The organism is Kocuria sp. CPCC 205261, assembly GCF_040981025.1.
GTDB lineage: Bacteria > Actinomycetota > Actinomycetes > Actinomycetales > Micrococcaceae > Kocuria > Kocuria marina.
On the sequence record NZ_JAVKPU010000013.1, the window covers coordinates 13,272 to 25,667 of the forward strand.

Sequence of the window (12,396 nt, forward strand, 5' to 3'; positions counted from 1 at the left end):
GTCAACTCCTCACTGGCCCCCTGTGCTGGGAGTCAACGTGTTCCAGGAGCTGCACTTATCACTTCGTGTGGTGACGCCCGCCCTCCTCCTGCGCGAACGTTAGGGGGACCACTGCTGCTCCAAGCCTCAGCGATGGTGCTGGCGCAAGAAACCAGCTGTGGTTGATGCCCGTATACCTCGCCCGCTGAAATGCCCGCTCAGGTACGGCAAATGCATCATGCTGTCCACAGGGAGCGACGGCATTAGATCGTCGTCGCCTGCGGCAGCTCCCGAATCCGCCGGTACAAGGTGGCCCTGGACATCCCGAGGTCCCGTGCCACCTGTGTGGCCGGCTCCCCACCATCAATCAGGCGCAGGGCGTTGCGGATCTGGGAATCCGTGAAGGTCTGGCGGCGCCCGCCCAGGTCCTTGCCGGCGGCCCGGCGCTTGGCCACCGAGTCGGTAATCCTCTCCCGCTTGATCTCCAACTCCATCTGAGCCAAGGCAGCCATGACGGTGAAGACCATCGAACCCATCGGGGTCGCGGTGTCGACATCTCCCCCACCGAGGTTGAGCACCCGCAGACCGGCACCCCTGCCCCGCAGTGCCTCGGCGAAGGTCAGCATGTTCTGCGTCGACCGCCCCAACCGGTCCAGCGTGGTGATCACCAGCGTGTCACCCTCCTCGAGTGCGGCCACCGCCTTGTCGAAGGCAGGACGCGATGCACGCCCTCCAGACACTCCACTGTCTACATAGATGTCATCGCGCCGTACACCGGCACCCAGCATGTCAGACACTTGACGATCTGCGTCCTGCTGCCGCGTCGACACCCGTGCATACCCGATCAACTTCCCCACGTCTACCTCATCTGTCTCGCAACTAACGTTGAGTATCCAATTCTAGGGGCATGGATAAAGCACAAGGATGCGAGACAGGCTGAACCGCGGAAACATGAGGATGTGACTCTCGACGGTAAATGGCGGTGTTCTGACAAAGTTAATTGGCGGCCGTGGTACTCCTGTGGCCTCAGATGTAGCTGCAGATCTGGGTGGCATCGCACTGGGTGGGGTCGCCTTGGGAGGCGGCCTGGTAGTGCTCGGCCACGGAGGCCCTTAGAGCGGTGAGCTCAGCGATGTGCTGGTCGAGGTCGGTGAGTTGCTGGGCCAGCTGAGCGGCTACGTGGGCGCAGGGGGCCTGCCCGGCGTCGCGGACCTGCAGGATCTTCCGGATCTCGGTCAGGGTGAGTCCGGCGAGTTTGCTGCGGCGGATGAACTGCAGGCGGGCGACGGTTTCTGGTGGGTAGTCGCGGTACCCGTTGGGACCGCGGTGCACCGGGGCGAGCAGTCCTTGCTGTTCGTAGAACCGTAGGGCTTTGGTGGTCATCTCGGCCGCTGCGGCGGCTTCACCGATCCGCACGATGTACCTCGATCCTGGACTGTCTTGTGGCCTTCCACGGTAGAGGAAGGTTCCGGCGCAGAGTTCTGCCTGACCCTGAGGGGCCGGTGGTCATCCGGGTTCGGTGCGGGAGCGGTCGGTTTCGACGGCCTGCCAAGTCTTGCGGGCGGCGATGAGCACCGGGTCCCACACCGGGGAGAAGGGTGGGGCGTAGGAGAGGTCGATGTTGAGCAGCTCCTCCACCGGGGTCTCGTGCCACAGCGCCACGGAGAGCACGTCGATGCGTTTGGCCGCGCCTTCTTCCCCGACGATCTGGGCGCCGAGCAGTCGTCCGGTGCCGCGTTCGGCGATGAGCTTGGTGCGGATGGGTTTGGCCCCGGGGTAGTAGCCGGCCCGTGTGGTGGAATCGACCACCGCGGTGACGGGATCGAACCCGGCTGCCTGCGCTTCGAGCTCCCCGAGGCCGGTGCGTCCGACTTCGACGTCGCAGATCTTGGTCACGGCGGTGCCGAGCACTCCGGGGAAGGTGGCGTAGCCGCCGCCGAGGTTGATCCCGGCGGTGCGGCCCTCCTTGTTCGCGTGGGTGCCCAGCGGGAGGGCCACGTGGCGGCGGGAGACGCGGTGGAACTTCTCCACGCAGTCCCCGCCGGCCCACACCCCCTCGATGCCGGTGCGCAGCCGGCGGTCCACCGTGATCGCCCCCGTCGCCCCCAGGGGGATCCCGGCGCGGGCGGCCAGGGCGGTGTTCGGGGTCACACCCAGGCCCAGGATCACCAGATCGGTGGGGATGGTGGCCTGGTCGGTGACCACGGCGGTGACCTTCCCGTTGTGGGTGTCGAAGCCGGTGACGGTCTCCTCCATCCGCACCTCCATCCCGAAGCCTTCCATCGCGGAGGCGATGAGCGCGCCCATGTCGGGGTCCAGGCCCGGCAGCGGGGCCGGGGGGCGTCCGATCACGGTGAGGTCCACGCCCCAGGCGCACAGGGCCTCGGCCAGCTCCAGGCCGATGTAGCCGGCCCCGACGACCACCGCCCGGCCCGGCCGGTCCTGCTCCAGCACTGCGCGCAGGGCGAGGCCGTCGTCGAGGGTCTGGACCCCGTGGATGCCGTGTGCCCCGATCCCGGGCAGGGGCGGGCGTGCCGGGGTGGCGCCGGTGGCGACCATGAGCTGGTCGAAGCCCTCCCACCTCTCCCGGCCGGCGGCCAGGTCGCGGACCAACACGGCGCGGCGGTGGAGGTCGATCTCCAGGACCTCATGGCCGGTGCGGGCGTCGATGGCGTGGTGGTCGCGGAACTGCTGCGGGGTGCGGGCGATCAGCTCCGTGGTGTCGGCGACGTCCTTGCCGATGAAGTAGGGAATGCCGCAGGCCGAATACGAGGTGTAGTGACCGCGTTCGAAGGCCACGATCTCCAACTGCTCCCGGGGTAGCTGGCGGCGGGCGGCGGAGGCCGCGCTCATCCCCGCGGCATCCCCGCCGATGACGACCAATCGCTGGACCATGACTACCCCTTTCGTGCAGTGGCTCGTGAAGCGTGGGCCTGAGGCCGTGCTCGATGTTCAAGGCCTCTGGCTCCACCCGTGGGTGGAGGGCCGGCCCGCTCGAGGCCGGTCCTCAGGCGGCGCAGCAGGAGAGTTTGGAGACGTCGGTGCGGAAGGACTGGGCGGCGATCTTGAGTCCTTCGGCCATCGTCAGATACGGGCACCACAGGGTGGCGACCTGATCCACCGTCATCGAGGCGGAGAGCATGTAGACGCCCGCCGCGGCAAGCTCCCCGGCGTCCTTGGCCACCGCGGTGATGCCCACGACGCGTCCGGTCTCTGCCTCGGCGACGATCTTGACGAACCCGCGGGTGTCACGGTTGACCAGCGCCCTCGGCACGTACTCCAGGGGCAGCACCCGGCATTCGCAGGCCAGACCGGCCTGCCGGGCCTGCTGGTCGGTCATGCCCACCGCCGCGATGGCCGGGGTGGTGAAAGTGACCCGCGGCAGGTGGGTGTAGTCGATCTCCTGGCCGGTGTGGTGAAAGGCGTTCTCCACTGCGGTGACCCCGTGGGCCGAGGCCACGTAGACGTACTGGGGGTGCCCGGTCACGTCCCCGGCCGCCCACACCCTGGGGTGGGAGGTGGCCATCCGGGCGTCGACCACGATCTCGCCGTGCTCACCGGTGTCCACCCCGACCGAGCCGAGGTCCAGGTTCTCGGTGACCGGACGGCGCCCGACCGCGACCATGAGCCGGGTCGCCCGCAGGGTTTCCTGCCCGCCCGGGCCCGTGACGGTGGCCACCACCTCCCCGGTATCCCGGTCGGGAGCCACGGAGGAGACGGTGGCCCGGCGGAGCACCCGGATGCCCTCCTCGGCGAACACGCCCATCAAGGTGCGGGAGACCTCCGGTTCCTCATGGGAGGCCAGCCGGGACCGCACGACCATGGTGACCTTCGAGCCCAGGCGGGCGAAGAGCTGAGCCTGCTCCATGCCCACGTACCCGCCGCCGATGATCAGCAACGACTCCGGCACCTCGTCCAGGTCCATGGCCGTGGTGGACGTCAGGTAGTCCACCTCCGCCAAGCCCTCGACGTCCGGGACGATCGGGGTGGAGCCGGTGGCCACCAGATAATGGGCCGCCCGCACCTGCTGACGGGTACCGTCGGCTCCGGTGACCTCCAGCGCCGGGTCCTCGGCGGTTCCGGTGAACACGGCTTCGCCGGTGGCCAGTTCCCAGCCGTAGTCGGCGATCAGATCGAGGTACTTGTCCGAGCGCATCCCCTCCACCAGCGCGTCCTTACCGGTGATCAGCCCGGGCATGTCCACTCCGGCGGCCGACGTGCTCAGGCCGGGGAACCGTCCTGTGGCGTCCAGCGCCATGTGGCGGGCCTCGGCGGCGGCCAGCAGCGCCTTCGACGGCACGCACCCGGTGTTCACACAGGTACCCCCGACCATGGCACGCTCGACCATCACCACTGATTTGCCGAGATTGGTGGCCCGGATCGCGGCGGCGAAAGCACCACCGCCGGAACCGATGATCGCCAGGTCCACTTCGTGCGTTCCAGTCTCAGGCATGGCCGGCCTCCGTAAATCCGTGATGAAGGCCCCGAGTGGCCTTCTGTGTGCTGCGCTCTGCGCCCAGCCTGCACCTTCCCCTAGAGAGGAAGGTCAAGACGTCGTCGCGGCAACGTCGTGTGCACGACCGTATTCGCCGCAGACCCGGCGGCCTTCTCGAGGAGTCGCTGCCAAAGGCCACTGTCTGGCTGGTGGATCTCAGGAGCCGGTGGCCGGCCTGTGTGGTCAGTGACCGATGAGGAGTGCGTCGCGGGCGGCTTCGACGACTTCGGGGGTGACGGTGGCCAGGTGATTGATCTCCAGGATGCGTCTGATCTGGGTGAGGAGGCGGTCGACGAGGCGGAAGTTGCCGCCGGTGATCCGGGCGATGGTGGCGACTGCGACCGTCTGGGTGAACTCGTCGTCACCGGCCAGTCCGTCGGTGTGCCAGCGGCGGACCAGGACGGCGGTGAGCTCTTCAGGGGTGAGCTGGCGGTATTCGTGGGCGAAACCGACCCGGCTGTAGAGCTGGGGGTAGCGCCCCAGGCGCTTGTCGATGCCGGGCATCCCGATGAGGATCATCCCGATGGTGTGGCGGTCGTAGTAGTCGCGAACCTGTTCCAGTCCGGTCGTCTTGAGCCGGTCGGCCTCGTCGATGATGAGCAGCTCGGTGAGCCCGGAGGACCGCGATTCGGGGTGCACGAACGGGTCGACCCGGCCGTGGCGGTGGTAGTCGATGGCGTAGGAGATCTGCTGGCAGGACCGCGGCAGGGCTTGGTCGACCTGGCGGGGGCTGGCGTTGACGGTCGGGGTCCACAGCGCGGTGCGGGCCTGCAGGACCCGCTCGGGAATGGGGCCGGGCCCGCGGTCCTCGCCCAGGTCTCGTTGCCACTGCTCCCATTCCGGGGCCCCGGCGTAGTGCCGGGCCGAGAGCGTCTTGCCGACCCCGGGTGGGCCCCAGCAAACGCCGATGTAGCGGTGGGCGCGGACGGTGTCGGCGAACTCGGTGAAGCGGCGGTGCTCCCGCGTGGGCAAGAACGCCGGTGCGCCCGGATACGGGGGTGAGGTGAGCCCGTTGATCTCTCCGAACGTGCCGGAGAGGAACCGCCGGCCGTCGTCGTCCTTGCCCAGCAAGCTCCGCGTGGAGTCGGGCTCAGTCGGTGGCATAGGTCCGCAACCGGTGTCGGGGCGCCGGCTCCGCTGGGGGGTCAGCCTCCGGGCCCGGCGCCGGGGCGGGTGGTGGTGCCCAGCGGTCGTCGGCGGGCAGGGCGTCGGCGAGGCTCCGCCGGGCGCGCACCTGCTGCTTGAGCGCGGCGCGCCGGGCGCCCCGGGCCTGTTGCAGCTGCTGGAGGGTGATGGTCTCGGCGGCCAGTTCGGGGGCGATCGCCCGACACAGGTAGGTGTCCTGGTGGTAGACGCGGACCTCGCCGGCGTCGCGGGGGTCGTAGCGGATGGTCACGGTCTCAGAGACATAGGCGGCCAGCACCGGGGAGATGTAGCGGGTGCCCTGGAAGCGGATGCCGTCGCGCTGGACGATGCGGGTGGTCGCGGCGGTGAGCAACAACAGGTCGAGGTCCTCGCCCCGGGCCGGGGCCCGGGGAATCCACCCGGCCCCGATCCAGCGGGCGGCCGGGGCCTGGCCGGTCTCGGAGTGCACCCGACAGTGGTAGTCCTCGATGAGGTAGCGCCCCAGCACCGCGTCGAGCTGCTCCAGGCTCAGGGCGGGTGGTGAGGTGGGCCTGCCGCCGGTGCCGTGCGGGATGTACCCGGGCAGGTGCGGGAGCACCTCGGTGGTGATCGTACCGTAGAAGCGTTCGATCTTCCCCCTCCCCTGCGGGACCCCGACGCGGGAGTGGATCAGCCGGATGTGGGTGTCCAAGCAGACCCGCTCCAGCCGGGTGCTGGTGAAATCGGCCCCGTGGTCGCTGTAGAGCACCTCGGGCAGCCCCTGCACCGGCCACCGCGGGTCAGGCTTGGCCCGCACCGCCTGGTGCAAGGCCAGGGCGGTCTGCTCGGCATTCGGGGCGCCGAGGAAGACCGTGTAGCCGGCGACCGCGCGGGAATAGTCGTCGAGGATCACGCTCAGCCACGGCCGCACCGGGCGCCCCCGGTGGTCGAGGATCGCCACGTCGAGCAGGGTGTGATCGGCCTGCCACTGCTCATTGGGCCTCACCGTAGTCCGGCGGTGCACCAGTTCGAACCGGTCCCGGTAGGCGGTGTCTCCTTCCAGGGCCAGGGTGCGCAGCCCGGGGTCGATGGCGGCGATCACGCTGCGCACGCTCGAGTAGCTCGGGGGCGCCCAGCCGCGCTCCGGGGCCAGGTCGCACACCCGGCGGTGGATGAACGTGGTCGTCGGTGCCGGCCGGCGCAGCGCCAGGGCCTCGATCACCGCGATCAGTTCCTCCGGCAGTTTGCGGTGGCCGCGGTCGCTGCGGACCTGGCGTTCCAGTCCGGCCGCCGAGGAGTCCGCCCGGTACTCGGCGGCCCAGCGCTGCAGGGTGCGGACCGAGACCTGGGCGTGGGCGGCGAGCCGGGACAGCGGCACCCCGTCGTCGAGGTGCTGGCGCAACAGTGCCGCTTTCTCCTGCGGACTCAGCTGCACCACCACCATCACCCCACGTGGATCAGCCCACCGGACCGGGCTCGGGTTCGGCGGCGGTGACCGGTCCGGCCGTCACCGGCTCCGGCGGTCGGGGCGGGAGGTGGCGGTAGAGACTGGTGCGGGTGATCCCGGTCTTGGCCACGATCTCGGCCATCGTGTGCCCGGCCTCGCGCAGGTGCACCGCGTAGGCCAGCTTGTCCGGGTCCACCACCGAGGGCCGCCCGATCCGCCGGCCCTTGGCCGTGGCCACCAATCGGGCGTGGGCGGCGCGCTCGAGGGTGTAGGTGCGTTCCATCTGCCCGAACAACGCCAGCAGCACCACCGCCAGCTGCGCCATCGGATCGTTCGGGTTGGTGGAGTCCACCTTGATCGGATCCGCGAGGTTCCGTACACCCACCCCTCGCTCGGCGAGGTCGTGGATGAGGTTGAGGGTGTCGCGCACGGTGCGCCCGAGCCGGTCCAGGGTGTGCACCACAATCACATCGCCCTCCCGTGCGTAGGCCAGGGCCGCAGTCAACCCGGGGCGCTCCGTGGTGGCCCCGGACTTCTTGTCCACATAGATCCGCTCCGGGGCGATCCCGACCTGCCGGAGGGCATCGATCTGGCGGTCGAGGTCCTGTTTGGCCGTCGAGACCCGCGCGTAGCCCAATTCCATGGGCTTAGCGTACCGGAAGTCGGTTCCGTACGGTCGAGATGGCACTGAATTCTAGGCCTAACTTCTGGCATTCGAATCCATATCCATAGTCCCTGAACATAGATCTCGACGCCGAGCGTCCCACTACCTAGGAAGTGGGACGCCCACCTGGGACCGACCAACACGTCGATCACCTCGAGCTCGGCCGGTCCGACGACTCCGATCGGGCGGCAAGACCTCGATGCCGCCATTTAGCTCCGTCAGAACACCGCCACTTGTCGCTGCGGTTCACACATGAGGACGAAAATTTCCCGGCTGAGACGTCTCGCATCCCATGGGTTACGCGACGGCGGCCTGGCACGGAGGCTTCCAGTTCCCGAGGGGACGACAAGCACCCCGCAGCCCGACCAAGCTGGGCTGTGCGTTACGGTGATCTAGAAACTGGTTGCAAATGGGAAAGGTGCGAGATGAATAAGGCACGGATTCTTGCGGTGACAACGGTAATCTCGCTCGGATTGGTCGGATGCGGCGGCGGGGTCGAGATCGAAGAGGATGCTGCTCCGGCGACTGCCAATTCCCCCGCAACCATGGAAGAGGAAAGCTCTGAGTCCTCTGACGTAGCCCAGTTTGGAGATACCGTCGTCTTTAACGATGGCCTTGCGGTCACTATTCAAAGCGGTGGGCTGATCGAAGCCTCTGAGTACGCCGCCGGGGCGGTCGATGGGAAGATCGCGACGGTCAAGGTCACCGTGGAGAACCGAGGGGATGATCCGATCGACGCAGCAGGCATCTCCGCATTCACCGCCACGGCTGGGGAATCTGGAGCACCGACCACTTCCGCAGCAGATGAAGGAATCGACAATCCCACCCTAGGCACTGTCCTGCCAGGAAACACCAAGACCGGGATGTATGGATTTGGGCTGACCGCTCAAGACGCCCAGCAGATCCAGATCGAGGTCTATGGCTCCGACAGCTCCAGCAGCGCCGTGTTCACCGGCGCTATCGAATAAGCCTACGCACCTCTCCCCCGCCACGTTGAACCACAAAACGGATAGCGCGGTTTACGAATTATTGGCATGTTGAGCGCTTACCCGGCCATGAGCAACCTGACGGATGACAAGACAAAAAGGGCTCTGGCCTACTGGCGGAATTTTTGATTCCTAAAGATGTCGGCCTTAATTCTCCGAACCTGCTGAAGAACTTCCCGCGGCGGGGCCGACAGGTCGAGGTGTCTTAGATGCAATGTGATTCCCCTGTGCCGCACTTGGTGACTGATCGGTGTCTGCGGTCCGTGCGCGTAGATCAGCGTGGCCTCCGGCAGGTCCGTGGCGGTGGCGTAGGCCAGCAACTGGTAAAGGTCGGTTTCATGGCCGGGTCCGGTGTCGCGTTTGTACTTCACATCACCTACGAATCGCCACCGTTCGTCGGTCCGCACGCCGAGGTCCGGAGCCAGGGGGACAAACCCGCTTTGCGCCAGGGACAGTCCTTTGCCTTTCCAACTGTCCGGGAACTCAGCAAGGGAGAGGCCAGCGGCCTCCCGCAAGGCCGTCCGCACGAACCGCTCGAACACCTCATGCAGTCGCAGGGTGAATCCCACCGTGCTCACCGACCCTCCACCAATGTCGGCCATGGAGTTCCCCAGCACCACTCGGGCCAGCCCAAGCACCTGGCGGTAGTGCTCATTCTGTCGGGTCCAACTCAAAGTATTCAGGGCTGCCAGCGGCTCCCGCAGCGGACGAACGTGTTCCAGGGTGCGCCATAGCCGGTCGACCCCGCCGGCCAGCACCGGGTCCGTCAGCCGGCCACGCCGCAGCACCGCTAAGGCCTGGCGGAGGATGCGGTTTTCTGTGATGTCGTCGTCGTGCACTTGGAAGCGGGAGGCGATCGGCAGCGGCGCCAGGCGCCGGGCTTGGACGTTCCACCGTATGCAACCCTTCACCATCGGCCGGTCCGCTTCAATCGTCCGGTAGGACCGCAGCAGCCCGCGCTGCAGGGTCTGCCGGCATGCCGCGACAAACAGCGCCGCCATACCGTCCTGGAGATCGTCCACCCCGGTGATCGCCGACCACGTCTCCTCCCACCGGAACGGGTCCGCGGCGTAGGCCGTCATGAACAGCACCCGGTCTATCGGGATTTTCGGGTGCACCACAATCGGGATACCGCCGACGCTTACGCTGCCCACTACCCCGCCGGGCCGCACGCTGACTTCCTCCCTGGTATCGATGGCTTTGATCTCGGCCTTGAAGCGGTCTTCCAGCACCCGTCGTTGGACGGAGGTCACTTTTAGGGGACCGGAGGGCTCCCACTCAGTCAGCTGCAGCATCGCCTGCCGTCTGCGTGACGGCGGCCTTGAGTGTCTCGAACTCAAGGTCGACGAGGACGTCCGGGCGGCTGTAGAAGACCTCCTGCAGCGTCGGCATGACGGTGTTGCTCCACGCCCGCCGCGCCCAAGTTTCGTCCATCTCCGTGTCCATGAAGTGGCTGGGGCCGACGTATTGGTCCCTGTCCCTGATGATGCTGTTCGCGCGGGCGAGGAGGTCGGCGAGCCAACTCAGCTCCGTATCATGTGTTTGGAGGTAATTCCGGAGCATGCCGTCCACCGGCACCTCACCCGGACGCAGATCGCGGATGTAAAACCGGCGGCGTAGGGCCGAATCCAAGACTGTGATGGAGCGGTCGGCGGTGTTCATGGTGCCGATGAGGAACAAGTTCTTCGGCAAACTGAAGTCGTTGCCCCTGCCGTAAGTCAGCGTGATCTTTTGGTCGCGATACTCCAGCAGATAGTAGAGCTCCCCGAATGCGGCCGGGACGTTGCCGCGATTAATCTCGTCGACGAGCAACACGTAGGTGTCTTTCGGGTGGGCCCGCGCCTGGCCCGCGATCCTGAGCAAGGGACCGTCGACCACTGTGAATGACGTCGGGTTGTCCGGATCTGGTCGCAGCCCTTGGACGAAGTCCTCATAGCTGGTCCCGGGGTGGAATTGGGTGACCGTAACCCGTGCGGGGTCGCCGGCGAGGAACTCGGCGAGCTTGCGGCCGATGTAGGTCTTTCCCGTGCCAGGAGGGCCCTGAATGATCAGTTGACCCTTGTGTTTCAGCAGGTCCACGGTCTCTTCGAGCCACTCTCGTCCATCCTCGTCCATGGACAGGGACGCCGCGAGATCCTCAAGCATTGTGGGCGGCGGCGGCTTCGCCACCAGAGTTGCTGCTGGCGAGGTAACTGCCGTGGTCGAGGTGGGATTGCTGATCTTGGGTGTCAACGCGACGGCCTTGCCTGCGCGCCATGCCTCAAAAATCTGCCAATCCGAAGTGGCCCAGTCTTCTGGTTGAGACGTCCGCACGAGGAGGTCGGCGAGAACCGCTGCGTTGAGATGGTTTCCCCATAGTTCCTGTGGGGTGCCTAGGGCACAGCGGATCATGTCAATGCACTCTAGATACAGGTCGTACTTCTCCCCTACTGTGGCCGCTTGCTGAGGTGCATAGCCACCCGTGAGCCGCTGGGTCGTGGGGGCTGTCATCGTTGGGTAGAGGGGCCAGTCCTCGGCGCCCTGAGACATCAGCAGGATGGACGTCACTGACAACTGCTGGGCCTCTGCGGGGCGGGCTTCCAAAGGTAGTCGGTCAAGGAACTTGTCGATGGCTTCGGCCCCCCGGAACTCGGTGTACGCGCTCAGGGCGTGCCGGGCGGCGTCCTCATTGTTTTCGACCCAGGTCAGGAACGGCTCGGCAATCCCGTTATTGGCGAACACTGCACGCAATGGCGCGCTAATAGCCCTACCGTGCTGGGCCGCGCGGATGACCTCGGCGGCATGCTGTGCCTGCTCAAGCCACTGCATACGCAATGTATCGAGGGCGTCGGAGAAGAGCGATGCCCAGGAAACGTAGTCATCCATCTTTTGGCTGGATTTCTGCCACTGCGCGCGGTATGGGGTGCGGTAGAAGTCGACGCAGAGCCGCTCGCCATAGCGGACGTTCGGCTCGAGCCGTCGGGCAATCTCATCTACGGCAAGTACGCCGCCCAACTGGCCCGCGAAGGCGTCGCTGATGGCTTGACGGTTGTTCCTGCTCAAAACCTTTGGGGCACGGTCAGGAAAGAGCAGATGCTCCAGAGCGTGACGCTGGGTCAAGACTGACTGGTCATCGAGGCCGTCCAACAGTTGCTTGAAGGTGTCCCAATGGGCAAGAGCCTCCGCACGTTCCGACGGAGGTAGCGCCTTCACCGCCACCACGAAGCGGATGAGATAGGCGAGCATCTTCCAGCGGTAGGTCTGGTACGCGGGGCCAGGGTCGGCCACACCGCAGGCCAGAGCCTGAGCGAGGTCATCGGGGATCGCGGAAGTTCCGGATTCTCGGAAATCCAGAATTATCTGCACCTGGTCCTGTTTTTTCGCTGCCTTGACCGCGCCCGGGGAAGCGATGAGGTAGTGGACGAACAGCAACTCCGCGGCCAGCTGGACGGCCGCAGGACTGACGTCGGCCAGCTGCTCCTCGAGCTTTCCGTAAAAAGTTCCTGTTCCAAGGTCTGGCCGCAAGACGTACGCCTCCACCAGTTCTTGCGCCGCCGCGGCACCGTCCAACAGCTCACCGCTGAACAAGCTGCGATTCTCAATGAGGGACTCATTGCGCCACCGCTCCGCCGCCTGGTACATCGGTTGCGCAGAAGGCAGCACCACCCTGCATCGACCGGTCATCACGTCGTCGTTGTCGCCCATGTCCACCATTCTGCCCATGCCGACCGAGCCTGATGGC

At 66.6% G+C, this 12,396-nt stretch carries 10 protein-coding genes; 1 reads left to right on the top strand and 9 read right to left on the bottom strand.

All coding sequences use genetic code 11. The annotated features are described in order from the left end of the window. Positions 1-242 precede the first annotated feature (242 nt). The 7 genes from RF646_RS11635 to RF646_RS11665 all read right to left on the bottom strand — a co-directional run bounded on the left by RF646_RS11635 (position 243) and on the right by RF646_RS11665 (position 7,668). Entirely contained in the window at positions 243-836 is a 594-nt protein-coding gene (locus RF646_RS11635; protein WP_368836046.1) for a recombinase family protein, read from the bottom strand. Positions 837-1,005: 169 nt separating this feature from the next. Continuing rightward, entirely contained in the window at positions 1,006-1,395 is a 390-nt protein-coding gene (locus tag RF646_RS11640) for a heavy metal-responsive transcriptional regulator (protein ID WP_368836047.1), read from the bottom strand. A gap of 90 nt (positions 1,396-1,485) precedes the next feature. Next, positions 1,486-2,874, bottom strand: a complete 1,389-nt coding sequence (locus RF646_RS11645) for an FAD-dependent oxidoreductase (RefSeq protein ID WP_368836048.1) — start codon at positions 2,872-2,874, stop codon at positions 1,486-1,488. Positions 2,875-2,986: 112 nt separating this feature from the next. Beyond that, positions 2,987-4,432, bottom strand: a complete 1,446-nt coding sequence (gene merA / locus RF646_RS11650) for a mercury(II) reductase (protein ID WP_058857606.1) — start codon at positions 4,430-4,432, stop codon at positions 2,987-2,989. A gap of 225 nt (positions 4,433-4,657) precedes the next feature. After that, positions 4,658-5,578: an AAA family ATPase gene (locus tag RF646_RS11655; RefSeq protein WP_083529208.1), complete on the bottom strand. Its 921-nt coding sequence runs from the start codon at positions 5,576-5,578 to the stop codon at positions 4,658-4,660. Then, positions 5,565-7,022 carry a Mu transposase C-terminal domain-containing protein gene (locus RF646_RS11660; RefSeq protein WP_368836049.1) on the bottom strand — a complete coding sequence of 486 codons (1,458 nt, stop codon included), beginning with the start codon at positions 7,020-7,022 and terminating at the stop codon, positions 5,565-5,567. Before RF646_RS11660 ends, RF646_RS11655 begins: the two co-directional genes overlap by 14 nt. A gap of 13 nt (positions 7,023-7,035) precedes the next feature. Further along, positions 7,036-7,668 (bottom strand): recombinase family protein, encoded by a 633-nt coding sequence (locus RF646_RS11665; RefSeq protein WP_368836050.1) that lies wholly within the window; start codon positions 7,666-7,668, stop codon positions 7,036-7,038. A 446-nt stretch (positions 7,669-8,114) separates the two neighbouring features. On the opposite strand from RF646_RS11665, the gene RF646_RS11670 reads away from it, so the two are divergent. After that, entirely contained in the window at positions 8,115-8,657 is a 543-nt protein-coding gene (locus RF646_RS11670; RefSeq protein WP_368836051.1) for a DUF4352 domain-containing protein, read from the top strand. 128 nt (positions 8,658-8,785) lie between these two features. Here RF646_RS11670 and RF646_RS11675 read toward each other — a convergent pair whose 3' ends face one another. Next, positions 8,786-9,970, bottom strand: a complete 1,185-nt coding sequence (locus RF646_RS11675; protein ID WP_368836052.1) for an McrC family protein — start codon at positions 9,968-9,970, stop codon at positions 8,786-8,788. Beyond that, positions 9,954-12,359: an McrB family protein gene (locus RF646_RS11680; protein WP_368836053.1), complete on the bottom strand. Its 2,406-nt coding sequence runs from the start codon at positions 12,357-12,359 to the stop codon at positions 9,954-9,956. The genes RF646_RS11675 and RF646_RS11680 overlap by 17 nt, the downstream gene beginning before the upstream one ends. Between the last annotated feature and the right edge of the window lie 37 nt (positions 12,360-12,396).

What these genes read in the sequence shown, in the direction of transcription:
- RF646_RS11645 (WP_368836048.1), bottom strand. Translation starts at nt 2,874, where the DNA reads ATGGTCCAGCGATTGGTCGTCATCGGCGGGGATGCCGCGGGGATGAGC.
- merA (WP_058857606.1), bottom strand. Translation starts at nt 4,432, where the DNA reads ATGCCTGAGACTGGAACGCACGAAGTGGACCTGGCGATCATCGGTTCC.
- RF646_RS11655 (WP_083529208.1), bottom strand. Translation starts at nt 5,578, where the DNA reads ATGCCACCGACTGAGCCCGACTCCACGCGGAGCTTGCTGGGCAAGGAC.
- RF646_RS11660 (WP_368836049.1), bottom strand. Translation starts at nt 7,022, where the DNA reads ATGGTGGTGGTGCAGCTGAGTCCGCAGGAGAAAGCGGCACTGTTGCGC.
- RF646_RS11665 (WP_368836050.1), bottom strand. Translation starts at nt 7,668, where the DNA reads ATGGAATTGGGCTACGCGCGGGTCTCGACGGCCAAACAGGACCTCGAC.
- RF646_RS11670 (WP_368836051.1), top strand. Translation starts at nt 8,115, where the DNA reads ATGAATAAGGCACGGATTCTTGCGGTGACAACGGTAATCTCGCTCGGA.
- RF646_RS11675 (WP_368836052.1), bottom strand. Translation starts at nt 9,970, where the DNA reads ATGCTGCAGCTGACTGAGTGGGAGCCCTCCGGTCCCCTAAAAGTGACC.
- RF646_RS11680 (WP_368836053.1), bottom strand. Translation starts at nt 12,359, where the DNA reads ATGGGCGACAACGACGACGTGATGACCGGTCGATGCAGGGTGGTGCTG.